This window comes from Burkholderia sp. IMCC1007, assembly GCF_027257875.1.
Taxonomy (GTDB): Bacteria; Pseudomonadota; Gammaproteobacteria; order Burkholderiales; family Burkholderiaceae; genus Burkholderia.
In genome coordinates, this window is sequence record NZ_JAPVQY010000004.1 from 60,729 (window position 1) to 87,282 (window position 26,554).

Genomic DNA, 26,554 nt, shown 5'->3' on the forward strand with positions numbered 1-26,554 from the left:
ACTGCCCGAACACCATTCGCAGCCGTTTACACCGCTGTTTATTCAATATCGGAAAAATCGAGCACCGTGCGTCCCAGCACGCGGCCGCTGCTCAGATCTTCGAATGCGTCGTTGATTTCATTCGCACTGCGCATACGCAGCGGCGGCGCAAGCAGCTGGCCGCTTTTCGCGAGCCGAACCACCTCTTTCAGGTCCGCGAGCGTGCCGACGAACGAGCCGACAATGGCCAGCGACCGCTGAGCGATCGGCGGCATCGGCATGGACAGTTCGCCTCCATGCAGTCCGACGATCACGTACATGCCGCCCTTGCACAGCGCGATGTTCGCCAACGCGAAAGTCGCGGGCATGCCGACGAAATCGATCGCGCCGGCCAGTCGCCCTCCGGTCAACGCCAGCAGCTCCGCGCCCGCCCGGTCGTGACTCGAACGCAGCGTCTTCGTGGCGCCGAGTGCTCGCGCGGCGGCAAGCTTGTCTTCGTCGACGTCGCACGCGATCACGTTCCCGACACCACGCGCGCGCAGGATCGAGATCGCGGACATCCCCACGCCGCCGCAGCCGATCACGGCAACCCAGTCGCCGGCATGGGTCGGCGGCAGCTTGGCCACTGCCGCATACGACGTCAGCCCCGAGCAAGCCAGCGTTGCCGCAAACGCGTCGTCCAGCCCGTCGACATCGACGAGATACGTTTCGTCGGGAACCAGCAGATGCGACGCAAACGCGCCCGGCGTCGCGATGCCGATATTGAGCGGCTTCGCGCAGAGGTTTGCACGACCGATTTCGCATGCGCGGCACGTCCCGCATCCGATCCACGGAAACACCAGCTTCTTCTGACCGACAGCGGCCTCGATCACGTCTTCGCCGCACGCGACGATCGTACCGAGCGGCTCGTGGCCGAGCGTCAGCGGCGGCCGCAAGCCGCGTTCGCTCAGCATCGCCTTCTTGCCGCCACCCATGTCGAAGTAGCCTTCCCACAGGTGAATATCCGAGTGGCACAGCCCCGCATGGGTCACCTTGATCAGCACTTCCCGGCCCTTCGGCACCGGGGTCTCGCGCAGTTTTACCTGCAATGGCTTGCCGTGTTCGATGACGTCGTAGCTAAACATTGCACTGCTCCTCCATTACCGTTTGCGCTGCGACGTCTTGCGCCATCACGCGACTGGAATACCAGGCTCAGAAACTTTGACGCAGGCCGATGCGCGCGACCACCTGTTTGCCGGTCGCGCTATCCACGATATTGTCGATGTCGGCAACGGCGCGACCGCCCTGCGAATTGACGCCCCGCGCATCCTGATAGCCCACTGCGGCATACAGCCCCGTCCGCTTGGACAGGCTGTACCACGCAAGCCCGTAAAACTGGTTCGAGTGCTGGTTGCCGACCTTCGTGCCGTCCGGTCGCGTCACGCCAGCCGACGTCTGGTAGTTCCAGCCGACGGACGTCGAGAACATGGGCGACCACATGTACTGGACGCCCAGATCGAACGTATTGAACTTGACCGCCACGCCGTTGAAACTCGTCATATTGCCGAATTCGGCGTTCGACCACGAACCCGCGAAGGTCCACGCGCCCTTCGTGTATTGCGCGGCCACCATCGCGATCTGGTACGACCGCGCGCTGACGTAGCCGGCGTCCAGTTGATGGCTCAGCAGCGTGCCCGATCCGTTCGACGTGAACCATCCGGTTCCGCTCGTACTGCCGGTAGGATTCTTGAAGAACTCGTAAGCCGCGCCGACCTTCAGGCCAACGCCCGTATCGTATTGCGCACCGAAGTTGTATTGGAGGCCGTTGGTGACGTCACCGGCGACACCACCGAGCGCAAGGCCGCCGCCGAATGTCAGGCCCTTGATGTTCGGGCTTAGATAGCGAATCGAATTGTTTTCGCGCAGATTGATCGCCGCGTTGTCGAGATCGCCTGCGTGCATCGAAGCGCCGTTAGAATTCAGCGAACCTGCATCGAGCGCCATCGTGAAGTTGTAGACGGAGTCGTACTGGCGGCCCAGCGTCACTTGACCGTATTGCGCGCTCCGCAAGCCGACGAAGATCTGCCGGCCCCACATCAGGCCGCCTTGACCGAAGCCACCGGTCGGGATATTGATACCCGATTCCAGCGTAAAGATCGTGTGGAGACCGCCACCGAGGTCTTCGTCACCGCGGATACCCCAGCGCGAGCCGGCCGTCCCCGACAGCGAATCCAACGCGAATTTCGAGCCGGCCGGCGTCACGGTGCCGTTTGCATTGGTCGTGCCGGTGTTGTTCGTGTACGTCACGGCCTGATCGAGAATGCCATATATCATGACCGAGCTCTGTGCGTGTGCTGCAACTGTGAACATCGCCAACGCAGCACCCGCGAAAGTCTTTTTCATTGCAGTGTCTCCAATTTTTTTCTATTAATTGCGTGATCGGACACGTCTCGTATCCGTCCGCGAAGTGAAAAGAAATCGAAAAAACGCTATTTCAATTTCCGCACAACAGCACAACACAGCCAAACAGCGCGTACCCGCATCTGATGCCGGTGACGACGATTCGCGCGGTTGCTCCACTCGCTGCATCACGGCGCGAATGGCCGGAAGTGCGACCGCGCAATCGCGCGTAATCGCACCACTGACGTTCAATTGCGGACGCAATTGCCGTCGTCTTCGTATTCGGTCGTTCAAGCGGCGAGCTCGCTGTTGCGAGCCAGTTCCTTGCGCACGGCCGGGATGATCCTGTCGCCCCAGAGCTCGATCTGCCGGAGCATCGTCTTCTGGTCGCAATCGCCGAGCTGCGTTTGAAGTGCGATATGGTTCGGCCTCAGGATTTCGATTTCGGCAAGGAGCTTGTCGATCACCTGGTTGACGGAGCCGACCGGCAAGTTCTGGCGCAACTGATCGAGCGTCATGTCGGCCGCGCAAGGCGTCTCCTTCATCAGGTAACCGTCGTCCACATCCATCCGACGATCCTTCAGCGCCTCCGAGATACGGCGCGCCCAGCGCGCCGAATCCAGATACGCATCGATTTCCGCCTTGCTGTCCGATGCAAAGCCACACCGTAGAAACCCGATCCTGGTCTGGCCCAGATCCTTGCCCATCTCGCCGGCCAGCCCTTCCAGCCGGCTGCGCAGACCGCGCAGCGCGTCGTTGCCGCCGTGCAGAACGGTAGTGAACAGGTTCACGTTTTCGTTGAATGCGCGACCCAGCGTGCCCGGGTTCATCGACGTGATCCACAGCGGCACCTTCTTCTGAACCGTACGGACCGCAACCGACGTGGGCAGCATGTCGAAGTGCTTGCCCTTGTACTCGAAGACCTTCTCGTTGAGTCCCTTGTTGAGAATGTCCCATATCTCGTGAAAGATCTCGCCGCTGTTGGCGAGGTTGCATCCGAATCGCTCGAATTCGAATTGCTGGTAGCCCGAGCCGATCCCCAGCTCGAGGCGTCCTTCGGACAGCGTATCGGCGAGGCCGATCTCGGTCAGCAGGCGTGCCGGATGGTAGAGCGGAAGAATGCACACTGCCGAGCCAAGGCGAATCTTCGTCGTCCTGGCCGCGGCATGCGCAATCGTCATCAACGGCGACGGCGACAGCGAGTAGTTGTTGAAATGGTGCTCGGCGTACCACGCGGCATCGAAGCCGGCCTGCTCGGCCACGACCGTTTGCTCGATGGTGTTGTGGATCACGCTCCGGGATGTCTGAGCGTAGCTGCGCTGCTGCGCAAGTAAAAATACGCCGAATTCCATGGCGGCATCTCCGTTGTAGTGGTGAATGGCTTACTGGCTGGATCTCAAGCTGAAGCGGATTATGAGCAGCCCGTCATCCATCGCACAACCCACACGATTTCTCGTTCTGTATTGCGAATTCGACACAAATACGCGCCCGTTTTCGATCATTCCGTGTAGTACATTAGCCCCAGCCTTTCGAGGATATTCCAGCGCCCGGAATCGGTATTAACCCTGTGATTCATGTCGATGCGCGTGCCGCGCGCGGCAGGTTCGCAGGCATGATCCGATACGACTCACGGGACGGAATGTTGGTGGAGACCGTCAGCATGACGAATCGATGTTGTCGTGATTCGTACGACATGCGTGGCGCGCCTGCCTCGGGGCTCCGTTCGCCCGAATCGGCAAACGGGTTCATGGAGTGAGACTCTGGACCGATAAAACAGGACGACGATGAACGGACTGATGCAACAACGGCAACTGCTGATCTCCGATCTGATCGAGCATGCGGCCAACTACCACGGCGATCGGGAAATCGTGTCCCACCTGGGCAACGGCAAGATTCACCGCTACAGCTGGTCCGCGGCGCTCGGCCGCTCGAAGCAGGTTGCAAATCTGCTCCAGTCTCTCGGTGTGAGCGCCGGTCAGCGTGTCGCGACCCTGGCGTGGAATACACACCGTCACCTTGAACTCTATTACGGGGTGTCCGGCACCGGCGCGGTCCTGACCACCGTCAATCCGCGCCTGTTCGCCGAGCAGATCGTCTATATCCTGAACCACTCCGAGAGCACGCATGTGTTCTTCGACGTGAACCTGGCCGCGCTGGTCGAAGAGATTGCGCCGCGGTGTCCGGGCGTCAAAGGCTTCATCGCACTGTGCGACGCCGATCAGATGCCCGAGCTGACCGTTCCCGGCCTCGGCTGCTATGAATCGCTGATCGCGGCGTGCACCGACGCATATCCGTGGCCGCGCCTCGACGAAAACAGCGCGTCGTCCATGTGCTTCACGTCGGGCACGACCGGCAATCCGAAAGGCGTCCTGTACAGCCACCGTTCAACGGTACTGCATGCGATGTCCACCTGCATGGCCGACAGTTTCGCGATCAGCGCGCGCGACAGCATCCTCCTGATCGTGCCGATGTTTCATGTGAACGGATGGGGAATCCCGCATTCGTCCGCAATGGCCGGTGCCAAGCTCGTTCTGCCGGGCTCGCAGCTGTCCGGCGAAAACGTGTACGCGATGCTCCGCGACGAGAAGTGCTCGGTATCTTGCGGCGTGCCGACCGTCTGGATGTCGCTGCTCGACCATGCGCGTAACGTGGAGCCGGAACGGCGCCGCCGCGACATCGTCATGACGCGCGCACTCTCGGGCGGGTCGGCCGCCCCGCGCCGCGTGATCGAGCAGCTCGAGCAGTATTTCGGCGCGTATTTGCATCAGGCGTGGGGAATGACCGAAACAAGTCCCGTCGTAACCGTCAACGTGCCGCTTGCCAAGCACGCCCATTTGACGCGTGACGAGCGCATCGAGCTCCAGATGCTGGCCGGTCGTCCGCTGCCCGGTACCGAAATCGCGATCTTCGACGACGCGGGCAATCCGCTTGCGCGGGACGGGCAGACCACCGGACAGCTGAAAGTGCGCGGCGCGTGGATTTCCCGCGCCTATTACAAGCACGAGCACGACGGTTGGGACTCGAATGGCTGGTTCGCCACCGGCGATATGGCGACGTTGAATGCGGACGGCTTTCTCAAGATCACCGATCGCGTGAAGGACATGATCAAGTCGGGCGGCGAATGGATTTCGTCGCTGGACCTCGAAAGCGCGGCCCTCAGCCATCCCGCGATTGCCGAGGCGGCGGTCGTCGGCCTGCCCCACCCGCACTGGCAGGAGCGCCCACTGCTCGTCGCAGTAAGGCACCGCGGGATGGAGGCGACGGCGCAGGACATCCTGGATCACATGCGCGGTCACGTTGCCAAGTGGTGGCTTCCCGACGACGTGGTGTTCGTGGACGCCCTCCCTCATACCGCGACCGGCAAGCTGTACAAGGTTGCGCTGCGCAAACAGTTCGAGGGCTTCTGGTTCTCGACCGATATCGACCACGCCCGGGGATAAACCTATGCAATCCGAAAAAACGGTGCTTATCACCGGGTCCGCATCAGGAATCGGCCATGCGAGCGCCATGCGCTTCGCCCAGGCCGGCTGGCGCTGCGTGCTGGTGGATCACCAGGCCGACGCACTGCAGCGCCTGCTGGAGACTATGCCGCTGGCCGGCGAGCCGCACCTGATTCGCGTGGTCGACCTGATGGAACCGGCGGAGATTGCGGCGCTGGCCGCCGATATGCCGCATCTCGATGCGCTGATCAACAATGCAGGCATGTCGGACAGCACGCAATTGCCACTCACGGCCATGACGCAACAGCAATTCGCGCCGCTCGTTCGCCTGAATCTCGACGCGCCTCGCCTGATATTCCAGACACTGGAAACGATGCTCAAACCGCATGCCCGCGTCGTCAATGTCGCGTCGGGCGCCGGACTGCATGCCATTCCGTTGCGTGGCGCGTACTCGCCCACCAAAGCCGGCGTGATCGCGTTCACGAAGGCGTTGGCCGTTGCGTACCCGGATCTTGGCGTGACAGCCCTGTGCCCCGGCTTCGTACGCACGGAAATCGTGCGCCGCCTGATCGAATCGGGTCGGCTCGATCCGGTTCGCGCAGCGGGGAAAACGCCGCTCGGTCGGATTGCGGAACCGGCCGAACTCGCCGAGGCACTGTTCTTCCTTGGCAGCGAAGGCGCTCGCCCGTTATCGGGGTCCGCGCTGTCGGTGGACGGCGCGGCTTCGGTCTACGGGGGCTCGGCCCCGTGCGCGCCGGCCGAATACGACGTGCTGCCCACCGACACCGATACGGCCATCGCGGTCGTGGGGGCGTCCTCGGACGCCACGCGGAACTGGATGTCGCTGCAGACGAGTAACCGGAATGCCGGATACGCCGCGGTAATCGACGCGTCCGTGCTGAACGCGCCCGATGGCGGGCGTCTGAACGCAGCGCATGAAGCGGCAACGCGCTTCGCTCGTTCGCATACGCATAGCGCGAGCCTCACGCTTTTCCTCCCCACGCGGTCCACGGACTGGCGCACCTGCGGCGACGACGCAGCCGCACGCATGTTCGTCGCGACACAGGCGTGCGAATGGGGCGCGAAGGGTCTGCGCATCAACGCGCTCGAAGTCCACGCGCATACGTCGGTCGACGAGGTGCGGTCGATCACCCGCTACATGGCCGGCGCGGCAGCGCAATTTCTGACCGGCCAGTCGTGGACGCTCGCCCGCTGAACGACGCATACCGATAACGAACGGAGACACGGATGGCGCAGTCAATCGAGCAACAGCGGACCGGGCGCGACATTGAAAACACCATGTCATGGCTGGGCCTGGCCGAACGCACTTGCGTCGTGACGGGCGGCGCCCGCGGTATCGGATCGGAAACGGTCCGGCAAATGGCGGCGGCTGGCGCGAAAGTCGCAGTCGTCGATCGAACCGAAGCGCTCTGCGCCGACGTCATCAACGAGGTTCGGCTGGCGGGCGGCACCGCCATCGCGATCGGCTGTGACGTATCCGACGCCGGCTCCGTGGCGCTCGCCGCCAAGACGGTGTTGCGCGAGCTCGGCGCCGCGCACGTGCTGGTCAACAACGCCGGTATCGGCGGGGGCGGCCGCACCGCGCTGCTGGATGCATCGGTCGATGAATGGAATCGTCTGCTGTCGATCAATCTGACCGGTGCATTCCTGTGCGCCCAGGCATTCGGCGCCCAGATGCGCGACGCAGAGCACGGCGGAACCATGGTGCACGTCGCGTCGATTGGCGGTGACATTGCAATACCGAACGGTATTGCCTACAGCGTGAGCAAGGCTGGCGTCCTGATGCTCTCCAGGCAACTTTGCCTGGAACTCGCGCCCTTCGGCATTCGCAGCAATTGCATCAGCCCCGGATTGGTGCGTACCCCGATGAGCGAGGCCTATTACCGGGACGAAGGCCGTCTTCAGGCGCGCAACAAGGCTGTACCCAGCGGCCGGATTGCAACCCCGCGGGACATGGCGGAAGCGATCCTTTTCTTGTCCAGCGACCGATCGGGCTACGTCAATGGCGAAGATCTGCTGATCGACGGCGGTTTGAGCCAGGTTGTCATGGCGAACATTCCGCGCGTCTGATCGGCTGTACAGGCACCACTCGAGATTAATAGAGGAAATCACAAAATGGAATTCAATACCCTGCTGGTCGAGATCAAGAACAAGATCGCCGTCGTTACGCTCAACCGACCGGAAAAGCGCAACGCGCAGAACGCGGAAATGCGGCATGAAATCATCGACTGTTTCGATGTGCTCGGCGCGCGCGACGACGTGTCGGTCATCATCGTGACGGGTGCGGGTTCCGCTTTTTCGGCCGGCGCCGACCTCAACGACCGCAAGGATCTGTCGCAGCCGGGCGCGTTTCCGAAACATCACCGTATCGTCCGCGAATCGGCGTACGCGATCCGCGAATGCCCGAAGCCGATCATTGCCGCGATCAACGGCGCGGCCATGGGCGCCGGCTTCGGCATCGTCATGAACTCGGACATCTGGGTGGCCTCGGAAGAGGCTTACGTGTCGATGCCCGAGATCAACGTCGGCCTCGCCGGCGGCGTGTCGTTCCTGAATCGCATCTTCGGTCAGTCGCGGGCTCGACGCATGTTCTACACCGGCATGAAAGTCACGGGACGCGAGCTGTATCGCCTCGGCCTCGTGGAAGCATGCACGAAGAAAGAAGAACTGATGCCGTTCGCGATGGAAATCGCGACGGAAATTGCGTCGAAGTCGCCGATCGCGTTGCGCCTCGCGAAGGAAGCGGCCCGCCTGACCGAGAACATGCCGCTGCGTGAAGCCTATCGCTACGAACAGGGCAACACCGAATTCCTGTCGAAGACGGAAGACTCGAAGGAAGCGCAGCGCGCCTTCATCGAGAAGCGCGCGCCCGTGTATGTGGGCCGCTGATCGAGCGGGCAGCTTGAAAGAATATGCGGCGGCGCCCTCGTCCGGTATAGCCGCACTATCGGATTACATCGAGCCAATCATGAGCGAAGTCGATCAGGTGAAGGATGAAGCGTTTTATGCAGCGTTTCGCAAAAAAATCGCTGACTATATTGAAGCCAACGTGCCCGCCGAAGTGCGGGCTGCCACGCGCGCAAACAAGAAGCTGGGCCGCGAGCTGCTGAGCCGATACACGGCGGCGATGGCCAAGGGCGGGCTTGGCTATTCGGCGCCCGGCTGGGCCAGGGAATTCGGCGGACCGGGCTGGGACGTGATGCAGCGCGTGATCTTCGAAGAAGTGACGGCGGAGATGGACTGCCCGCAACTGTATCACCACGGTATCGGCCACATCGGTCCCGTCATCCAGGCGTTCGGCACGGACGAGCAAAAAGCGCGCTTTCTGCCGCCGATCATCGACGGTTCGGAATGGTGGTGCCAAGGCTATTCGGAACCCGGTGCCGGCTCCGATCTCGCGTCCCTCAAGACCGCCGCGGTTCTGGACGAAGCCGGCGAGCATTACATCGTCAACGGCCAGAAGATTTGGACCTCGCACGCTCAGGAAGCCGACATCATGTATACGCTCGTGCGAACGAGCAACGAAGGCAAGCGTCAGGAAGGCATCACGCTGCTGCTGATTCCGATGAATACGCCGGGCATCGAAGTCCGCCCGATTCATACGATCGATCAGTGGCACCACGTCAACGAAGTGTTCCTGAAGGACGTCAAGGTACCGGTGTTCAATCGCATCGGCGACGAAGGCCAGGGCTGGTCATACGGCAAGTTCCTGCTCGATCGCGAGCGCCTGAGCCCGGCGCTGACGCCACGCCTGCTTCGTCACGTCCAGCAGGTAACCGAGCTGGTTCGAAACAAGATCAGCGAAAAAGGCGCGAGCCCGTCGTTGCTGAAGGCGCTCGACCGCTTGTTCGAAGTCGAAGCCGGTGCATACGGGACACGCGAAATCCTGCTGTCGGCGATCCGGGAAGACATGGCAGGCACGCTGCAGTCGGCCAAGTCGTCGGCGCTGAAGATGGCGTGCTCGAAACAGAGCCAGGAAGTGACATCGATTGCGATGGACGTGCTCGGTCCCGAATACGCAGCGCGCCTGCTGCCGCTGACATTACCGGAAGACGAGCTGAATCTCGAACGCAACTTCGTCCATACGTACCTGTTCTACCGTTCCCGTACGCTCGCGGGCGGCTCGACGGAAGTCCAGAAGAACATCATCGCCAAATCGATCATGGACGCGGGCTATGCGGTGAGCACGATGTTCCATGGCGACATGTTCGACTCGTCGGCCCGTTTGGCCGCTGCCGTCGAAACGCACAAGGGCAACGCCGTCGAAGGAACCGCGTCAGGCAAGTGGCGGCAAGCGGTCGAACTGGGCTGGCAGTCCATCCTGATCTCGGAAGACAACGGCGGCATCGGCGCGACGCTCGCCGATCTCGCGGGCATCGTCGAAGCGGCCTCGCGTTATCCGAACGTCGCGCCGCTGGTCGAGCGTTGTGCGGTGGCGCCGGTTCTCCTCGAAGCAGCGGCTGCCGCATCGATCGTCCCGCCGGTGCTCGAACAACTGCTGAGCGGCGAAGCATCCGTGTCGCCGGTCCTGCAATCGCATCTGGGCACCCCGCTGCAGGCCGCTACGGTCAGCCTCGAAGGCAACGTGCTGCGCGGCGCCATACGCGGTTCGAACGAAAGCGAGCCGGCAACGCACCTCGTCTTCAACGCGTCGACTCCGCACGGTCAGGCGCTGGTGCTCATCGAGCGTGCGCGCGTGGCCGAGCGTGCGCGATTGTCCGGCGGAATCGACGGTACGGTGACTGCGGATTACGTCGTCGACGGTCTCCAGGTCAACGACGACGAGATCGTCCTGACCGGCGCCGCAGCCAACGTCGCGGTCAACCAGGCGCTGCAGATGGGCGCACTGCTGACATGCGTGCAGATCGTCGGAGCGGTCGGCGCCCAGGTCGAACAGACGATCCAGTACCTGAACGACCGCGTGCAGTTCGGCAAGCCGCTGGCCGTCCACCAGGTCCTCAGGCACAACGTCGTGGACTGCTATGTGGCCTACGAGGGGATCAAGGGGCAAGTCGCTCGTCTGATCGAAGGTTTCGAAGGCAGCGACGACTGCGCGATCGATCGCCTGGTGATCCTGACCAAGATGTTCTGCGCGGGCGTTGCCAAGGAAGTCGGCCATGCCGTGATCCAGATGCACGGCGGCATGGGCATGACGGTGGAAATGCCGGCAACCCAGCTCTGCATGCAGTCGCGCACTGCGGCGGAGCGGTTCGGCAACCGTAGCCAATGTCTCGACTGGCTCGTCGCACACGCGTGAATCCGCTGCCCGTCTCGGGAATCATCGACCTCATTCGCATACCATGACCTCGTCTACTCTCAGCGCACTGTTCGACGCCAAGTCGGTGGCCGTTATCGGTGCTTCGTCGGACCCGGACCGCATCGGCGGTCGCGTGCTGCGATTCCTTCGCGAATCCGGCTATGAAGGCACATTGTTTCCGATCAACCGCAGCGGCTCGGAAATCCAGGGGATACCGGCCTACCCGTCGATCCTCGACGTCCCCGAGGTTCCCGATCAGGCGATCATCGTCGTTCCGACCGGCAGCGTGGAATCCGCCTTGCGCGATGCGATCCAAAAGGGGGTGAAGTCGGTGGTCGTGCTGACCGCGGGCTTTGCCGAAATCGACGCGCAAGGCCGTGCCGTTCAGGACCGGATGGCCGCCATTTGCAAAGCCGCCGGCGTGCGCATGATCGGCCCGAATTCGCTTGGTCTGCTGAACGTCGAGTCGCGCCTGTTCTCGACCTTCTCGGTCGTGCTCTACGGCGTGCGCCCGAAAGCCGGCAACATCGCGCTGGCGACGCAGTCGGGCGCGTTCGGCTCCGCGCTTTACGGTGCCGCCACGCTGCGCGGCATGGGGTTCAGCAAGATCGTGGCGACCGGCAACGAAGCCGACGTCGACGTCGCGGAAGCCATCGACTACCTGGCCGAAGATCCCGGTACCCGCGTCATCCTGGCCGCGCTCGAGTCGGCAAAGGACGGTCAAAAACTGCGGCGCGCGCTGCTGAAAGCGGCCAACGCGCAAAAGCCGGTGATCGTCATGAAGGTCGGCCGCTCCGAGCTCGGGGCCGCCGCTGCGGCAACCCACACGGGTTCGCTGGCCGGCAACGACGCGGCCTATGACGCCGTGTTCGCGGAGTGCGGTGCGTATCGTGCCCGCTCGCAGGAAGAGATGCTGGACGTCGCATACCTGATCTCGACCATGGGCCACCTGCCCGTCAACAACGAACTGGGTGTTCTCACGTCGTCGGGCGGCATCGGCGTGATGGTCGCAGACGCATGCGGCGATTCCGGCCTCACGATGCCTGCGCTTCCCGAGGCCGCCAGGACGGCCATGCTCGAGCTGCTTCCGTTCGCGGTCGCTGCCAACCCGCTCGACGTCACCGCTCAAATCACATCGGTCAGGAACGGCACGGTCCGGGCGCTGGACCTCATGCTGTCGAGCAGCAGCTACGGCACGACGCTCGCGTACCTGGCATCGGCGGGTCTGGCTCCCGCGTCGTTCAACAGCAATTACGCGCGGCCGCTTGCCGAGCTCAAGGCAACCCATCCCGAACGCGACGTCGTCATCGTCACGCTGTCCGTGCCCGAGGTCGACCGCGAACTCGAAAAGATCGGCATTCCGGTGTTCAACGACGCAACGCGTGCCACGCTCGCACTGGGCGCCGCGGCAACGATCCGCGCACGTTGGGCGAACCTCTATGAGCCGGCCCATGCGACCCAACGGGTGCGGGCGCTCGGCGATGTGAACACGGAAGCGCTGGCCAAGGAAGCGTTGGCCGACGCCGGCCTGCCGGTGCCGCGGGACGTGCTGGCCGTCGACGCCGATGCAGCAGTGGCCGCCGCCGACGCAATGGGCTACCCGGTGGTGCTCAAGATCGTGAGTCCGCAAATCGTGCACAAGACCGAAGTGGGCGGCGTGGCTCTCAACGTCAGGAATGCCGACGGCGTGCGTGCGGCCTGCCGGCAGATCCTGGACAGCGTCCGCTCCCATGCACCCGGTGCGCGGATCGACGGCATCCTGGTGTGCCCGATGATCGTGGGCGGCACCGAAATGATCCTCGGCGTGAACAACGATGCGACCTTCGGCCCGATGATTCTCGTCGGTGCGGGCGGCATCAATACCGAGTTGTACAAGGACGTATCGCTCGCCTCTGCCCCCCTCACGCCTGCGCGCGCACGCCAGGCGCTCGACAGGGTGAAGGCGACGGCCCTCCTGACGGGCTGGCGTGGCGCCGCGCCCAAAGACATGGATGCACTGGTCACGGCCATGGTCAAACTGTCGGATTTCGCGATGAATCATCCGGAGATCGTCAGCGTCGACGTCAATCCGCTGGTCGTGCGCGAGACCGGCGCCGCCGTGCTCGACGCCGTCATCATCAAGCAATAGCGGCAAGCAGAAATACACCGGTGTTTCCATCCTTCACCCAGGCAAACATATGGACCACAACGCAGTATCGAATCAGGCAGTGCAGGATCTGCTCGACCGCGAAGCCATTCGCGAATGTCTGTACCGCTATTGCCGAGGCGTGGATCGGCGTGACGAGGCGGCGTTGCGCGCCACTTACTGGCCGGATGCAACCGATCGTCACGGCCCTTACCAGGGCTCGGCAACCGGATTCTGCGATTGGGTGCTGGACGTGCTGAGAACCCCACGCCGCGGCGTCCACCTGATCGGCAACATCATGATCGAGTTGCTCGGCGACCAGGCATTGGCAGAAAGCTATTTCCACGCGGTTCAGGAAGACCGGCAGGTCGTGCCCGGCACGGTGACCGAAGTCTCGCTGTATGGCCGCTATATCGACCGTTTCGAAAGACGGCACGGTGAATGGCGAGTCGCGGCCCGCACCGTGGTCTACGACTGGTCGCGCAGCACGCCTGTCGCGGATCCCACCGAAATCGGCATGTTCGGCACCGCGCGTCGGCCGCTCGGCGCCCATTGCCCTCACGACGTGTTCTACGGAGTCCGTGCCGATATGCTGGCGCGCAACGCATCATGACCCATCACACCATCAGCATTTGCGGGGACTCGCGGGACGCGCTGGGCGAGTGTCCGCTGTGGGACGACCGCGAGCAGATCCTGTACTGGATCGATTCCCGCGCGTGTGTCGTGAAGGCGCGTGACCTGAAAACGAATACGGTTCGCGATTGGACCTTGCCCTCGCAGATCGGCGCGATCGCATTGTGCGAAAGCGGTCGCCTGCTCGTCGCGCTCGTGGACAGCTTCCATTTCCTCGATACCGAAAGCGGCGACCTCGCGCACTTCATCGATGTGACGCACCCGGCTCCGAACATGCGCCTCAACGACGGCCGGGTCGATCGCGAAGGCCGTCTTGTTCTGGGTTCGATGGCGCTCGGCCGCCGCGAACCCGTGGGCGAACTGTATCAACTCGACGGCGACGGCAATCTGAAGGTTCTGGAGACCGGTATCTGCATCACGAACTCGACATGCTTCTCGCCGGACGGCCGGTATCTGTACTTTTCGGATAGCTTGAGCCACCAGCTGCGTCGCTATCGCTACGACTCCGTGGCCAGCACGCTGAGCGAACGGACGCTGTTCGTGGATACGACATCGCTCAAATCAGGCCCCGACGGCGCCGCCATCGACGCCGAAGGCAATCTCTGGACGGCCCTGGTCATCTCGGGACAGCTCGCTCGGTTCACGGCCGACGGCCGGCTCGACCGCATTATCGACCTGCCTACCGTCTATCCGACCTGCCCGTCCATCGGCGGGCCGGCTCTCGACACGATCTTCGTGACCAGCATCAGCGACAGCGGGAATGCGCTCAAGAGCACCAACCCGCACGCCGGGGCGGTGGTCGCCGTCACCGGTACAGGTGTGCGCGGCCTGCCGGAATGCCGCTTCAAAGATCGGTGAATCAATCAGACGACGTTCAGGAGTGGAAATGAAGAAGCAAGTGGAAGGCAAGGTCGCGCTTGTGACGGGCGGCGCTCAAGGTATCGGTCGGGGTATCGTCAATAAATTCGTTCGCGAGGGTGCCGTCGTCGGCATTCTCGATCGCGACCTCGGCGCGGCTCAGGCGGCAGCCGACGAAATCAACGCACAGGGCGGTTTCGCCCACGCGTTCGGTGGCAACGTAGCCGAGCGCGACACGATTTTCCAGGCTGCCGCCGGCCTCGTTGAAGTTGCCGGTCGTTTCGACATCATCGTGAGCAACGCGATGTGGGTGCGCTATGCGCCGGTTCTGGAAATCACCGAGAAAGACGTGTCGATGATGACCGCCACGGGTTTCAATTCGGTCGTGTGGGGCATTCAGGCTGCGGCGCAATACATGAAGGACGGCGGCTCCGTCGTCAATATCGCTTCGTCGTCGGGTTTCATCGGCCTGCCCAACGCGCTCGTCTACTGCGGCGTGAAGGCCGGCGTGCTCGGCCTGATGCGTGCGGCCGCGGCGGAGCTCGGGCCGCGCGGCATTCGCGTGAACTCGGTCGCCCCCGGCTACACGGAGACCGAAGGCGTGGTCAAGAACGTGTCCGAAGAGACGCGCAAGATCCGCCAGGCGAAGACGCCGATGCCGCGCCTCGGCCAGCCGGACGACATCGCGAATGCCGTGTGCTTCCTGGCTTCGAACGAAAGCGCATTCGTGAACGGTGAATGCGTTCGTGTGGATGGCGGTTCCGCCATTGCCTATCTCTGAAGCGTATCGGAGCGTGGTGTGACGTAGAGCGTGATGTAAAAAACCGGACAGGACGGCAGGGCGGCGTGGATCGCAGCGAATGGTCACCCCGCCCTTCCTGAATCCCGTTCAAAACATAAAAGGAGACAAAGCATGCAGACCATTGACGTCAAGTCGTTCATCGATCAACGACCACTCAAGCCTTTCCACGCCATTCTTTTTTCGCTGATGTTCGTGACCATCATCCTCGATGGCCTCGACACCTCGGCGATGGGCCTGATCGCGCCCGCTCTGATCAAGCAATGGGGTGTGACCAAGGCCGATTTGGCGCCGGTACTCAGCGCCGCGCTGGTCGGTATCGGCATCGGCGCGATCTTCGGCGCGCCGCTCGCCGATCGCATCGGCCGTCGTGTCGTGCTCGTGACGTCGGTCGCCTTTTTCGGCGTGTTCTCGATCGCCGCAGGGTGCTCGACCAACGTGACCGAACTGATGTGGTCGCGTCTGCTGACCGGCGTCGGCCTCGGCGCCGCCATCCCGCTGTGCGCGACGCTCATGAACGAGTTTCTGCCGTCGCGCATGCGCTCGCGTGCGGTGAACTTCATGCTCTTCGGCTTCGCCGTGGGCGGCGGCATTACCGGGCCACTGGCCAAATCGGTCATCCCGGTACACGGGTGGGAAGGCTATCTGATCATCGGCGGCATCGCCCCTGTCGTCGTTGCGGTGCTGCTCGCATTCTTTCTGCCGGAATCGGTTCGATATCTGGCGGCGGCGGGCAAGGGCCAGGACAAGATCGCGAAAGCATTGAAACGCATCGACCCGACGGCCGATTTCACCGACACGGTGTTCGTCGCCGACGTGGCGGCTGCAGTCGAAAAGCGCAAGCTTCCGGTCGCGGAACTGTTCTCCGACAAGCTGCGCGGCCCGACGCTGCTGCTTTGGATTGCTTACATCTGCTCGACGATCACGCTGTACGTGCTGAGCATGTGGCTGCCGACCATTCTCCAGGGAGATGGCCGCACGCTCGCCCAGACCGCCGACACGATGATGTGGTTCAACTGGTGCTCGGGTATCGCCATCCTGCTGGGCGGCATATTGATGGACAAGTTCGGCCCGGTCCGCGTGATCTCGGCGTATTTCGCGATCTCGATGTTGATGGCGCTTCTGGTGTCGGTCAGCGGTGCGCGCGGCGATACGTTGCTGACGCTGCTGATCATGGCGGCCATGACCAACAACGGCGCGTGCTCGTCGATGTCCACGCTCGCGACGCAAATGTATCCGACCAGCAGCCGCGCCACCGGCGCAGCGTGGGTGCTCGGCATGGGCCGCTTTGGGGGCATTGCCGGCACGTTCCTGGGCCCTGTTATGATCGGCCTGGGCTGGCCGTTGACGACCATCGTTGCATGGATCGCGCTCCCCGCGGTGATCGCGTCGGTGTCGATCTTCTGCATCGGTTTCCGCATTCCTTCACTGCGGCATGGCTACGCAGGCTTGCCCGCAGGTGAAGCCGTCCACTAGCGAGCCAGCGACTCCGAATACGACTCGGCAAAGCCGCTGCCAATGTGTAGCGGCTTTGTGTTTTTTGACTGGGGTAATCCCGTACCTACAATATCCCCGTTCATTGTCAACGGGGAAGATGGAGACTTCGTGGACAGACTTCGTGCAATGGAATTTTTTCTTTCCATTTCCAGGAACAAGAGTTTTTCGGAAACTGCCCGCCAATTCGGCATCGCGCCGGCCTCCGTTTCGAGAATGGTTCTGGATCTCGAGAACGACTTGAAGGTCAAGCTGTTCACCCGCACGACCCGCTGCGTCACGCTGACCGAAGCGGGCATCGAGTACGCAAAACACGTCGAAGGCATTCTGCGGAGCATCGACGAAGCGCACCGAAGCATCTCGTCCATCACCTCGGCCCCGTCGGGCACGCTACGCGTGCATTCACGCGTCATGTTCGGCCTCGGTGTATTGCCGACCGTGATTACCGAATTCTCCAAGCTGTACCCGAGCATTCAGATTGAATTGACGCTGAGCGAAGCGCCGTCGGACCTGAACAAGGATCAAATCGATATCGACTTTCGGATTGCCCCGCCGATCGAATCCGGGATCAAGCGCCGGATTCTGTTCCGAAGCGAGCGCCATCTGGTGGTCTCCCCCGGTTACTTCATTGGCCGAAGCTCGGTCACGGCACCGGAAGAACTGAAGAACCATCAATGCATCGCTTACTCCATGCCGGGATCCGGGTATTCCTGGCGATTCCGGAAAGACGGCGCCGAAACCGAAGTTCATTTTCAGCCCCGGCATGTCACCAATAACGGTATCGCACTGCTCGAATTCGCGCGCATGGGCGAAGGCATCGTTCTGCTCGACGACTACACCGTTCACAAGGATTTGATAAGCGGAAAACTGGTTCGCCTGCTTCCCGAGTATCAGGTCACCAACTCCAGCTTTGAAGACGGGATGTACGCGACGATTATCGACTCACCCGCGATCCCGACCAAGATCCGCCTGTTCCTGGACTTCGTGGCCTCCCGCGTGTCCGGTCCGGAACTCCGGTTCTCCGCGTACGAGTCGCCGTGAAGCAAAGCGGTGTCGCCCGCCGCGACGCATGATAACGCTCCGATATCGCGCAGACTACCTGCTATTTCACGCAATTCAGAACGCGTTTTTGATTGAAAATCGTCCGACCGTGGGACAGTACAATTCCTGACAGCCCGATTAGAAAAATCCCCCCAGGAGACGATACGACCATGAGCGAAGCACGCGGCATAGACACCGACTCGGTCACCCTCGAAGTCACGGACGGCGTGGCCCTCGTCACGCTGAATCGCCCCGAGGTCAAGAACGCGCTGTCGCGCGCCATGCGCCGCCGCCTCATTGCCGTATTTGACGAAATCAGCGCTCGCGACGACATTCGCTGCGCGGTGCTCACCGGTGCCGGCAACACCTTTTGTTCGGGTGCGGACCTCCGTGACCGCCCCGATCCCGATGTCCCGGGCGACTTCCTCGACCACAACCGCTGGACCCGCGAAACCGGCAACGCGGTCAAGGAGTGCGCGAAGCCCGTGATCGCGGCGGTCAACGGCGCGGCCTTGGGCGCCGGACTGGGCTTGATGGCTGCGTGCGACATCATGTACGCGAGCGAAAATGCCGTATTCGCGATGCCGGAAATCAACGTCGGTCTGGCCGGTGGTGCGTCGATGCTGCGCACGCTGTTCGGTCGTTCGACCGTGCGTCGCATGTTCTTTACCGGCGACAAGCTGACGGCTCAGGATCTCCTCCGTCGTAACGTACTGGAAGACGTGCTGCCAGCCGACGCGCTTATGCCTCACGTCATGGAACTTGCCCGTCGCATCGCCAGCAAGTCACCCATCGCGCTCATTCAGGCGAAAAAGGCCGCGAATTTCACCGATCAAATGCCCCAGCGCGAAGCTTACCGTCACGAACAGGACATCACGATGATGCTGTCCAGGACGGAAGACGCCAAGGAAGCGCGTATGGCATTTCTGGAAAAGCGTGAACCGGCATTTAAGGGCCGCTAGGAAATTTTCAAAAATACCGCTTCCAGGCGCTTGCGTTTCCAGTAAGTCGGCTATGGCCTCGGCAAGGTCCACGGGGCCGTCGAGCATGCTCGACCGCCGTCATGAAGCTGTTCTCAACACGTTATCGACGGAGATTGAAATGCAACAGGATTTGTCCGGACGCTATGCCCTCGTGACCGGCGCCGGCGCGGGTATCGGCAAGGCGACGGCGCTTCGGCTCGCGGCCCGTGGTGCAGTCGTCGGTGTCAACGATCTGAAGGGGGAACTCGTCAACGATACGGTTGCCGCCGTGCTCGATGCCGGTGGCCGGGCGTTTCCGGTCGTGAAGAACGTGAGCACCCGCGAGGGCATGGCCGACGCAGTGAACGAAGTCCACGCCCACGGCGGTCGATTCGACATTCTGGTCAACAACGCGGCATGGGTGCGCTACCAGTCGGTTGCGGATATCGCACCCGAAACCATGGATCGAATGCTCGATATCGGGTTCAAGGCCGTCGTCTGGGGTATCCAGTCCGCTGCGGCGGTGATGAGCGAAGGCGGCACCATCATCAATGTGGCATCGACGGCAGCGCTGCGTTCGGCCACCCGCTCGATCGTATATTCCGGCATCAAATCAGGCATCCTCGGCATCACGCGTGCTGCAGCGGCAGAACTCGGGGCCCGCAAGATCCGCGTCAACGCGGTTTGCCCGTCCGCCGTGCCGACCGAAGGCACCCTGCGCAACCGCAACGAAGAGCGTGACGCCCGGCGCGTGGCCACGACGCCGCTGGGCCGTCTGGGAGGCGTCGATGACATCGCCAAGGCGATCGTTTATCTGGCATCGGACGATGCGGACTTCATCACCGCGCAATGGCTGGCCGTCGACGGCGGGATTACTTTCACGAATATTTGAACTTTCCGCTCTCGCGTCCCCGAGCCGTCGCTCCCCTCCCTGCGAAGTACGCCGGGACAGCCTGACAAGCATTCCCAAAAGTCGGACACCACCCCGATCTTTGGGCTGAAGCTGTCGTTGTCAATCGGTAGCTTGACATCGCCGAACGCATGACGACACCCGCAAAGCTGATCTACCCTGTCTCGATTTTGCGCACAGTAGGAATTTTTTAATTTCCTGTATGTACGGAGGTTGCTGTTGAAGTTCGTAGATACTGCTAATGGTGTCCGTTCGTGCGCTAATCGTGTCCGGCTATTCCGCTAATGCGGTGCGGCGAAGGTCAAACTGCGGAACCTGAGCAGCGGCAGGTCGTTGACGAAGTTTTTCCACGAGGCACGTTGAATTCCATACGATGGTGTTGAAGCGCGGCATAGGCGTGCGTGCCCGTGCCTCGACTTGAACCGTTGAAAGACCGAAGCGCACCGGGAAATTCATTTGCCGGATCACGCCGAACTCGGGATCCTCGTGATCGACATAGACATCGCTGCTCCGAACTTGCGGGTCTTCGAAGAACTCCTCCAGCGTGTAGATCGAGCCGATCGCCACGCCTTCGGATTCGGCGCGCGCCAATACTTCCGCGCGCGTCATCGTGGTCGCCTTGGCGCCGAGCGCTCGCCACATCTCGCCGTTCCGTTCGATTCGTTTCGCCGCCGACTTCCAGGTGTCGTCATCCAGCAGATCTTCCCGATTGAACAGCCGACACGCAGCTGCAAACTGATCGTCCGTCTGAACGTGACCAATGACCCATCCGTCGCACGTGCGAAGCGGGTGATGATGGCACAACCGTACTCTGCGTACCGAATCAGGCGGCTGCGAGCGAGGCCGACAGGCGTGACCGCCGAAGCGCACTTCCGCTATTCGTGGTTCGTTGATTGAACGGCGAATGGCCTTTCCCGGCGGGCCGGAGCCGACGTCTGAACGTCTCAGCGACACGACGTGTGAACCACACTTCCTGGCCGAATGCGGCCGGCCAGAAGCTCTGTGACGCGCGACCAGGCCATCGTGCCGTCGTGATAAGCTTCCCTATCTCGTTATCATTCCGTTCGGCGATGTCTGCAAACAGCCACGCGCGACACCGGGTGGCCGTTCCGGAGCCGCAAGAAAGGCTCTTTGCACCCGATAGCGGTCCGTCACACCCGGCTGGTAGCGGCGACCAACTCCCGGTCACATACACCGCCGGCAGGCCGCTCAGGCGTCAGCTCTGCTTCGCAACCGGCCATCTGAATGTTGCAAGGCGAGCGCTCGTTCAGCGGCCAGAACGGACATCCATCTGAGCGGCCAACGACGCCCAGCGCTACCAAGCGGAGGCGTCTCCCCTGTTAATCCCTGTCAGCTTGCCGGATTTCGTGCCATGACGACCCACGCCGCGCCGTTGATCAACACCGCCCCCTCGCCGGGGAGGCGCGCGAAGGCGGCACGAACTGCGGCGGAGGCACGGGCGCGGATGTCGTCGGACTGACCAGCGAGCGCACGCGACAGCGGGCCGACCTCAAGCGTCATCCTCACTGCGTCGTCGATCGCGGCATCCCGCGTTTCGCCCTCGCCGAATGGGACGGCCGCGTCGAAGGGCGAGATAACGATTTCGGTGAAACCGGCCGCCGTCAGGATGCGCGCCACGTGCTCCCGGTCGCCGAACGAAAACGGGCCGGGCGCTTCGGGATCCGGCAGCGCGCTCGGCGGGACGATGTCCTTGAGCGCGCCCACCGGCAGTCGTATCCAATCGTTCTCGGCCGCACCGCGCCAGCAGACGAAAGCGACCCGGCCGCCCGGCCGGAGCGCGCGTCGCATATGGGCGAACGCCGCGGTCGGATCGGGGAAAAACATCACGCCGAAACGCGAGAACAGAATGTCGAACGCGCCTTCGGGCAGCTCTGCGCTGCTGGCGTCGGCCACCTGAAACAGGGCCGGCGTATCGTGGCGCGCAAGCGCGCGCGCCCGATCGATCAACGGTTCGGATATGTCCACGCCCAGCACTTGACCCCTCGCGCCGACGCGAGCGGCAAGAGCCAGACTCGACGCACCCGCGCCGCAGCCGATATCCAGCACGCGCTCACCCGTCGCGGGCGCGGCGGCTTCGATCGCGGCCTGGCCGAACACCGCCACCAGAGCGTCGAGCCGGGCCTGGTTGGCGACCCAGCGCTCCCCGCTCTGACCATTCCAGTCACCCACCTGATCAGCACTTTGCTTTGCCATGTCATCGCCTTGACTCGACGATCCGCCTTTCGCCGCGTCGATCTACGCCAACTTTTCGAAGGCGACGACGCGACAAGAGCAGGGATCTGTTCTCTCAAACCACCATCGACTGCTGGGCGAAGATACCCGCCATCGCGCCCTGCGATGATGCCTGGGTGACCGAGGGCAAGAAGGGCGTGGCGAGGTCGCCAGCGGCGTAGATGCCGGGCATGCTGGTTTGGCGGCGCTCGTCGACCTTGAGGACGATGCCGGTGGGCGTATCGACCGTGGCGAGGCCCAGCGATTCGTGCAGGCTTGCGGACGGCCTGTTGCGCGGCTGGGCGAACAGGACGTCGACCGCGACATTGCGGCCGGTATCGAGATTGACGGTGGCGATATGCCCGTTTTGATGGGCGATCTCGACGATCCGGCCGTCGACGACAGGTATGTTGCGACGCGCCAGATCGACCTGGATATCGGGCGCAATGTCATGACCATCGGCGAAGACGGTCAACTTGTCAGTCCAATCGCGGAACAGCCTGGCAGACTGGTACGACTGCGGGCTGGACCAGACAAGGCCCCAATGCTGCCCGGCGACTTCAAAGCCGTCGCAATAGGGGCAGGGCACGATGGACATGCCCCAGCTTTCGGCAAAGCCCGGAACATCCGGCATCTGGTCGGCGACACCATAGCTCAGGATCACGCGGCGCGCCCGCAGGCTTTCGTGATCATCAGTGACGACGCAGAAATCGTCGATGGCGCCCGACACGCTCTCGGCCCGGGCATCGACGAGGCTGATCGATGGATAGCGCGCCAGTTGCTGCCGCGCCTCGACCAGGATGTCCAGCGGCGGCTTGTGATCGTGGCCGAGCAGGCCATGCGAGTGGCCGGCAAAGCGGTTGCGCGGCCGGCCGGTATCGAGAACGGTGACCTTGCGGCGGGCACGGCCAAGCTGCAGGGCGGCGGCGAGGCCGGCAAAGCTGCCGCCGATGATGATGACGTCATTCATGGTGATGGGCTCCGCGTTGTGAATGGAGGGGTGGGCCGGGCGTGGTGTGCAATATCGTCCGGCGATGCGCACTTGAGACGGTCAGCGGGCAGGGCTTCGGCATGGGTGAGAAAGTTGCCGATGTTGGATTGACCGGCCCGACGATGCCGCGCGATATCGCCGGCGGCCTTGAGGCACCTCATCGGGACGACCGGTTGAAACCTGCCCCTGGCTTGCACATTGCGATACTATTTGGTATCGTAATGTGCAAATTTGAATACTGTCAAGTACTGGAATTGTCGTGACCGAAAACAACCAGGGCCGGCGCGGCCGGCCCGCCAACGAGGCGCTTCGCCAAACGATCGTCGACGCTGCCTGCGAACTCTTTGTGGAATTGGGTTTTCAAGCGACGACCATGGACAAGGTCGCCCAGCGCGCGAAGATATCGAAGCTCAGCATCTATCGGCACTTCGAGAGCAAGGAGGCGCTGTTCAGCGCGGCCATGGTGGCCCGCTGCAAACAATTTGCGCCGCAGGCCCTTTCTGATGGCGTCGACGGTTCGGCCGAAGCTCAGCTCATGGCGGTGGGCTCATCGCTGCTTCGCACGCTGTTGAGTCCGGACGTCCGCAGTGTCGAAGCCATGGTTTTGGCCGACAAGACCAATCAAAAGGCGTTGAGCAAGCTCCATTACGAAGCCGGGCCCGCCCATGTCATCGCCCAAATCGAGGCCGTGTTGCGTCAGTTGCACGCGAAAGCGATTCTGAACGTACCCGATGCTCACCGGTCCGCCCGCTTGTTTGGCGCGCTTTTCAAAGGCTCCGATCTGCTGCTTATCGCCCGCTTCGACGAGGCGAGAGCTGAGGACGACAACGAAATCGAATCCTATTGCCGGTCGGCCGTCGCCATGTTCATCGCCGCGCATGGTGGCATCTAAAGATGCGCTATCGCGGCTTGATGAAGAACCCGCAGAGTTGCACACGCTGTTCGCTCTAAGCAGTCTGTGGATCACGCGCGAACGACTGATGCGCAAGGCCGCTGCATGAGTGCAAAAGCCGCCGTGCGGGCAGCCAAGCCGCCTCACCAACTCACGGGTTTGAGCGTCCGCAGCGGCCGTTGACTTGTCCCCCAGGCGACGGCACGGAATGACCGTTCCACTCCGATACTTACCCTTAGAACAGAGACTGCTCGACTGGCTGCAACGGGTCGGCACGCGACGTCCACGGAAATCCACGAAGAACAAAAAAAGCGGCGTGTCCGATATCGATCGAACACACCGCCTTTTTTTCACGACACGCGTCGCGATGCGATGCACCGGCCGCGTCAATCGATGTCGCCGCCATCCTTCAGTTGCGCGCTCACGTAATCGAGAAAGCTCACGATGCGCGACGACAGCGTCGCGTTGCGATAGTAGACCGCGTGAATCGGCTGGCGGAATTCGGTGGTGTCGTCGACGAGCACCTCGACGAGGCTCCCGTCGCGGCGATGCGCGCCCGTCATGTAATCGGCCAGACACACGATGCCGGCGCCGTTCAGCGCGAGCGTCAGCAGCGTTTCGCCGCTCGATGCCTGCAGTGCGGGATGAATCCGGTACACGTCGCCGTCCGCGGTGCGCAGCGGCCAGTGGTTCAGCGTTTCGGGCTGCACGAAGCCGAGCAGCGTGTGGTCCGCGAGATCGGCGACGCGCGTCGGCACGCCGGCCTTCTCCAGATACGCGGGGCTGGCGAGGATGCGCAGCCGGCTGCTGCCGAGCTTGCGCGCGTGCAGCGTCGAGTCGCGCAGTTCACCGATCCGGATCGCGACATCGGTGCGTTGTTCGAGCAGGTCGATGATCTCGTCGCTCGTATGCAGTTCGACCGCGATCGCCGGGTACGCGTCGCGAAAGCCCGGCATCATCGGCGCAATCACGTGCTGCATGAACGGCATCGCCGCATTGATCCGCAGCCGCCCGGCCGGCTTCTCGCGCTGGCTGACGAGCTGCTCTTCCGCGAATTCGACCGACGCGATGATCTCGCGCGCGTATTCGACGAACAGCTTGCCCTCCTCCGTCACTTCGAGCCGGCGCGTCGTGCGGCGGATCAGCGTCGTGTCGAGTTTTTCCTCGAGACGCCGCAGGATCCGGCTCATTACCGACGTCGGCTGGTGCAGTTTGTCCGCGGCGCCCGTCAACGAACCGGTATCGGCGATCGTCACGAACGCGAGCATCTCGTCGAGGGTGGTCTTCATGGTCGGAAATCGTCGGCGGTGGCAGGAACCGTCACGATAGTGGCGCCGCGCGCGTTTGATAAGCGGGGGCCGGCGCGAATCATAGTTGATTCTGATTCAACAATGCCGCGCCAATATTGTCCGACCAGTGCGATCGGTGTTGACGCGGCAACGGTTCGACGAACGCGCCCGGGCGGGCGCGTGTCTCGGCTCGAAGGAACAGCGTGGCGGCGTCAGGCCGCGACCGGCATCGCGTGGCGGATCCAGTCCAGCATCGCGCCATGCTGCGGCGCCCAGCCGAGCTCCCGCCGCGCGCGCACGGCCTTCACGCGGCTGTTCGATGCGAGCGAGAAATGCGCGCGCGAATGGCCGAGCGCCTGTTCGGCGTCGACGATGTCCCATTCGACGACCGACGGCAACCCGAGCCGGGCAGCCAGCGCCGCGCCGATCTCCGCGAACGACGCTTCGCCGTTTTCCGCGAAATACAGCGCGCCCGGCGCCGCCGACCGGAGCGCGCGCAGGTACAGGTCGGCCACGTCCTCGACGTGCACGTTCGACCAGCGGTTCAAGCCCTTGCCGATCACGCGCACGGCACCGGCATCGCGCGCGATCGCCGCGAGCAGCGGCAGCTGCGCGCTGTCGCGTCGGATGCCGAGCCCGTCGCCGTAGATCATGCTGTTGCAGATGACCGCCGAGCGCACGCCCAGCGTCGCGGCCGACATCACGAGCTCGTCGATCGCGCGGCGCCCCGGCTTGGCCGGCGCGACGACCGGCGTCGCTTCGTCGAATACCGGCGCGTCGCCGTGCGCGCCCTGCGCGTCGTCCGCGATCACGCTGGTGCCGCTCGTATGCACGAACGTCTTGCCCGAGCCGCTCAACGCCGCGATGATCGTCTCGACCGATGCGCGATGATCGCTGCTCGCCGCGTTCACGACGCCATCCGCGTCGCTTGCGAATGCATGCAGCAGCGCCGTGTCGTCGAGCGTGCCGATGACCGGCCTGATGCCGGCCGCCGCGAGTTTCGCGGCCTTGTCGCCGTCGCGCGCGAGGCCGGTAACGACGTAGCCTTCCGATACCAGCCGGGCCGCCACCGAGCCGCCGATGTAGCCGGCCGCGCCGGTCACGAATACCTTGATGCCCTTCATCTACCGCTCCGATGGCGAGACGGCTGCGGATGCAGGTGCCTCGCGGGAATGAACCGGCCCGCGCGCACCGGTGTCGGATGGGCGCGGGCCGTGGATGCCGGTCACGCTCGACGTCGGACGACGTGCGG

General features: G+C 63.0%; 21 protein-coding genes and 3 pseudogenes. 16 read left to right on the plus strand and 8 right to left on the minus strand.

Annotated features, from left to right (window positions below):
* Nucleotides 1–38: 38 nt before the first annotated feature.
* From O1Q03_RS05815 to O1Q03_RS05825, 3 genes are all read right to left on the minus strand, one after another.
* The gene (locus tag O1Q03_RS05815; RefSeq protein WP_269502138.1) at nucleotides 39–1,103 is read right to left on the minus strand and encodes an alcohol dehydrogenase; all 1,065 of its coding nucleotides are present in this window, start codon (nucleotides 1,101–1,103) and stop codon (nucleotides 39–41) included.
* 67 nt (nucleotides 1,104–1,170) lie between these two features.
* Nucleotides 1,171–2,361 carry a porin gene (locus O1Q03_RS05820; protein ID WP_269502140.1) on the minus strand — a complete coding sequence of 397 codons (1,191 nt, stop codon included), beginning with the start codon at nucleotides 2,359–2,361 and terminating at the stop codon, nucleotides 1,171–1,173.
* Between the two features lie 287 nt (nucleotides 2,362–2,648).
* On the minus strand, nucleotides 2,649–3,710 hold the full coding sequence (locus O1Q03_RS05825; RefSeq protein ID WP_269502141.1) for an LLM class flavin-dependent oxidoreductase: 1,062 nt from the start codon (nucleotides 3,708–3,710) through the stop codon (nucleotides 2,649–2,651).
* Nucleotides 3,711–4,142: 432 nt separating this feature from the next.
* Here O1Q03_RS05825 and O1Q03_RS05830 point away from each other — a divergent pair, with 432 nt between their 5' ends.
* The 14 genes and pseudogenes from O1Q03_RS05830 (at nucleotide 4,143) to O1Q03_RS05890 (ending at nucleotide 19,880) form a co-directional block, all read left to right on the plus strand.
* Nucleotides 4,143–5,798 (plus strand): long-chain fatty acid--CoA ligase, encoded by a 1,656-nt coding sequence (locus O1Q03_RS05830; protein WP_269502143.1) that lies wholly within the window; start codon nucleotides 4,143–4,145, stop codon nucleotides 5,796–5,798.
* 4 nt (nucleotides 5,799–5,802) lie between these two features.
* Nucleotides 5,803–7,014, plus strand: coding sequence for an SDR family oxidoreductase (locus tag O1Q03_RS05835; protein WP_269502363.1), 1,212 nt, complete (start codon nucleotides 5,803–5,805; stop codon nucleotides 7,012–7,014).
* Between the two features lie 32 nt (nucleotides 7,015–7,046).
* The gene (locus tag O1Q03_RS05840; protein ID WP_269502144.1) at nucleotides 7,047–7,889 is read left to right on the plus strand and encodes an SDR family NAD(P)-dependent oxidoreductase; all 843 of its coding nucleotides are present in this window, start codon (nucleotides 7,047–7,049) and stop codon (nucleotides 7,887–7,889) included.
* A gap of 45 nt (nucleotides 7,890–7,934) precedes the next feature.
* Entirely contained in the window at nucleotides 7,935–8,708 is a 774-nt protein-coding gene (locus O1Q03_RS05845) for an enoyl-CoA hydratase/isomerase family protein (RefSeq protein ID WP_269502145.1), read from the plus strand.
* 79 nt (nucleotides 8,709–8,787) lie between these two features.
* Nucleotides 8,788–9,990, plus strand: a pseudogene (locus tag O1Q03_RS40105) (acyl-CoA dehydrogenase family protein); the annotation flags it as partial.
* A 660-nt stretch (nucleotides 9,991–10,650) separates the two neighbouring features.
* Nucleotides 10,651–11,076, plus strand: a pseudogene (locus tag O1Q03_RS40110) (acyl-CoA dehydrogenase family protein); the annotation flags it as partial.
* Between the two features lie 43 nt (nucleotides 11,077–11,119).
* A complete protein-coding gene (locus tag O1Q03_RS05855) occupies nucleotides 11,120–13,204 on the plus strand; it encodes an acetate--CoA ligase family protein (protein WP_269502148.1) in 2,085 nt (694 codons plus the stop codon).
* 49 nt (nucleotides 13,205–13,253) lie between these two features.
* Nucleotides 13,254–13,814: a nuclear transport factor 2 family protein gene (locus tag O1Q03_RS05860; RefSeq protein ID WP_269502151.1), complete on the plus strand. Its 561-nt coding sequence runs from the start codon at nucleotides 13,254–13,256 to the stop codon at nucleotides 13,812–13,814.
* On the plus strand, nucleotides 13,811–14,692 hold the full coding sequence (locus O1Q03_RS05865) for an SMP-30/gluconolactonase/LRE family protein (protein WP_269502152.1): 882 nt from the start codon (nucleotides 13,811–13,813) through the stop codon (nucleotides 14,690–14,692). Before O1Q03_RS05860 ends, O1Q03_RS05865 begins: the two co-directional genes overlap by 4 nt.
* A 28-nt stretch (nucleotides 14,693–14,720) precedes the next feature.
* Nucleotides 14,721–15,473, plus strand: a complete 753-nt coding sequence (locus O1Q03_RS05870) for an SDR family NAD(P)-dependent oxidoreductase (protein WP_269502153.1) — start codon at nucleotides 14,721–14,723, stop codon at nucleotides 15,471–15,473.
* A gap of 132 nt (nucleotides 15,474–15,605) precedes the next feature.
* The gene (locus O1Q03_RS05875; protein WP_269502154.1) at nucleotides 15,606–16,967 is read left to right on the plus strand and encodes an MFS transporter; all 1,362 of its coding nucleotides are present in this window, start codon (nucleotides 15,606–15,608) and stop codon (nucleotides 16,965–16,967) included.
* 129 nt (nucleotides 16,968–17,096) lie between these two features.
* Nucleotides 17,097–18,026, plus strand: coding sequence for a LysR family transcriptional regulator (locus tag O1Q03_RS05880; RefSeq protein ID WP_269502155.1), 930 nt, complete (start codon nucleotides 17,097–17,099; stop codon nucleotides 18,024–18,026).
* Nucleotides 18,027–18,196: 170 nt separating this feature from the next.
* Nucleotides 18,197–18,988 (plus strand): enoyl-CoA hydratase/isomerase family protein, encoded by a 792-nt coding sequence (locus O1Q03_RS05885; RefSeq protein WP_269502156.1) that lies wholly within the window; start codon nucleotides 18,197–18,199, stop codon nucleotides 18,986–18,988.
* A gap of 139 nt (nucleotides 18,989–19,127) precedes the next feature.
* Nucleotides 19,128–19,880 carry an SDR family NAD(P)-dependent oxidoreductase gene (locus O1Q03_RS05890; RefSeq protein ID WP_269502157.1) on the plus strand — a complete coding sequence of 251 codons (753 nt, stop codon included), beginning with the start codon at nucleotides 19,128–19,130 and terminating at the stop codon, nucleotides 19,878–19,880.
* Nucleotides 19,881–20,171: 291 nt separating this feature from the next.
* Here O1Q03_RS05890 and O1Q03_RS05895 read toward each other — a convergent pair whose 3' ends face one another.
* The 3 genes from O1Q03_RS05895 to O1Q03_RS05905 form a co-directional block, all read right to left on the minus strand.
* Entirely contained in the window at nucleotides 20,172–20,852 is a 681-nt protein-coding gene (locus tag O1Q03_RS05895; RefSeq protein WP_332112513.1) for a CoA transferase, read from the minus strand.
* 396 nt (nucleotides 20,853–21,248) lie between these two features.
* On the minus strand, nucleotides 21,249–22,112 hold the full coding sequence (locus O1Q03_RS05900) for a class I SAM-dependent methyltransferase (RefSeq protein WP_269502158.1): 864 nt from the start codon (nucleotides 22,110–22,112) through the stop codon (nucleotides 21,249–21,251).
* A gap of 94 nt (nucleotides 22,113–22,206) precedes the next feature.
* Nucleotides 22,207–23,100 (minus strand): NAD(P)/FAD-dependent oxidoreductase, encoded by an 894-nt coding sequence (locus O1Q03_RS05905; RefSeq protein WP_269502159.1) that lies wholly within the window; start codon nucleotides 23,098–23,100, stop codon nucleotides 22,207–22,209.
* Between the two features lie 280 nt (nucleotides 23,101–23,380).
* On the opposite strand from O1Q03_RS05905, the gene O1Q03_RS05910 reads away from it, so the two are divergent.
* Nucleotides 23,381–24,013 carry a TetR/AcrR family transcriptional regulator gene (locus O1Q03_RS05910; RefSeq protein ID WP_269502160.1) on the plus strand — a complete coding sequence of 211 codons (633 nt, stop codon included), beginning with the start codon at nucleotides 23,381–23,383 and terminating at the stop codon, nucleotides 24,011–24,013.
* Nucleotides 24,001–24,122: pseudogene (locus O1Q03_RS40115) on the plus strand (IS5/IS1182 family transposase); the annotation flags it as partial. The gene O1Q03_RS05910 and the pseudogene O1Q03_RS40115, both read left to right, overlap by 13 nt.
* Before the next feature lie 277 nt (nucleotides 24,123–24,399).
* On the opposite strand, the gene O1Q03_RS05915 reads toward O1Q03_RS40115, so the two are convergent.
* Both O1Q03_RS05915 and O1Q03_RS05920 read right to left on the minus strand, forming a co-directional pair.
* Nucleotides 24,400–25,302, minus strand: a complete 903-nt coding sequence (locus O1Q03_RS05915) for a LysR substrate-binding domain-containing protein (protein ID WP_269502161.1) — start codon at nucleotides 25,300–25,302, stop codon at nucleotides 24,400–24,402.
* A gap of 212 nt (nucleotides 25,303–25,514) precedes the next feature.
* Nucleotides 25,515–26,426, minus strand: a complete 912-nt coding sequence (locus O1Q03_RS05920; RefSeq protein ID WP_269502163.1) for an NAD-dependent epimerase/dehydratase family protein — start codon at nucleotides 26,424–26,426, stop codon at nucleotides 25,515–25,517.
* Nucleotides 26,427–26,554 lie beyond the last annotated feature (128 nt).

Bases quoted from the DNA above. Each gene is read 5' to 3' on its own strand.
- O1Q03_RS05815 (WP_269502138.1), bottom strand. From the start codon at position 1,103: ATGTTTAGCTACGACGTCATCGAACACGGCAAGCCATTGCAGGTAAAA.
- O1Q03_RS05820 (WP_269502140.1), bottom strand. From the start codon at position 2,361: ATGAAAAAGACTTTCGCGGGTGCTGCGTTGGCGATGTTCACAGTTGCA.
- O1Q03_RS05825 (WP_269502141.1), bottom strand. From the start codon at position 3,710: ATGGAATTCGGCGTATTTTTACTTGCGCAGCAGCGCAGCTACGCTCAG.
- O1Q03_RS05830 (WP_269502143.1), top strand. From the start codon at position 4,143: ATGAACGGACTGATGCAACAACGGCAACTGCTGATCTCCGATCTGATC.
- O1Q03_RS05835 (WP_269502363.1), top strand. From the start codon at position 5,803: ATGCAATCCGAAAAAACGGTGCTTATCACCGGGTCCGCATCAGGAATC.
- O1Q03_RS05840 (WP_269502144.1), top strand. From the start codon at position 7,047: ATGGCGCAGTCAATCGAGCAACAGCGGACCGGGCGCGACATTGAAAAC.
- O1Q03_RS05845 (WP_269502145.1), top strand. From the start codon at position 7,935: ATGGAATTCAATACCCTGCTGGTCGAGATCAAGAACAAGATCGCCGTC.
- O1Q03_RS05855 (WP_269502148.1), top strand. From the start codon at position 11,120: ATGACCTCGTCTACTCTCAGCGCACTGTTCGACGCCAAGTCGGTGGCC.
- O1Q03_RS05860 (WP_269502151.1), top strand. From the start codon at position 13,254: ATGGACCACAACGCAGTATCGAATCAGGCAGTGCAGGATCTGCTCGAC.
- O1Q03_RS05865 (WP_269502152.1), top strand. From the start codon at position 13,811: ATGACCCATCACACCATCAGCATTTGCGGGGACTCGCGGGACGCGCTG.
- O1Q03_RS05870 (WP_269502153.1), top strand. From the start codon at position 14,721: ATGAAGAAGCAAGTGGAAGGCAAGGTCGCGCTTGTGACGGGCGGCGCT.
- O1Q03_RS05875 (WP_269502154.1), top strand. From the start codon at position 15,606: ATGCAGACCATTGACGTCAAGTCGTTCATCGATCAACGACCACTCAAG.
- O1Q03_RS05885 (WP_269502156.1), top strand. From the start codon at position 18,197: ATGAGCGAAGCACGCGGCATAGACACCGACTCGGTCACCCTCGAAGTC.
- O1Q03_RS05890 (WP_269502157.1), top strand. From the start codon at position 19,128: ATGCAACAGGATTTGTCCGGACGCTATGCCCTCGTGACCGGCGCCGGC.
- O1Q03_RS05900 (WP_269502158.1), bottom strand. From the start codon at position 22,112: ATGGCAAAGCAAAGTGCTGATCAGGTGGGTGACTGGAATGGTCAGAGC.
- O1Q03_RS05905 (WP_269502159.1), bottom strand. From the start codon at position 23,100: ATGAATGACGTCATCATCATCGGCGGCAGCTTTGCCGGCCTCGCCGCC.
- O1Q03_RS05915 (WP_269502161.1), bottom strand. From the start codon at position 25,302: ATGAAGACCACCCTCGACGAGATGCTCGCGTTCGTGACGATCGCCGAT.
- O1Q03_RS05920 (WP_269502163.1), bottom strand. From the start codon at position 26,426: ATGAAGGGCATCAAGGTATTCGTGACCGGCGCGGCCGGCTACATCGGC.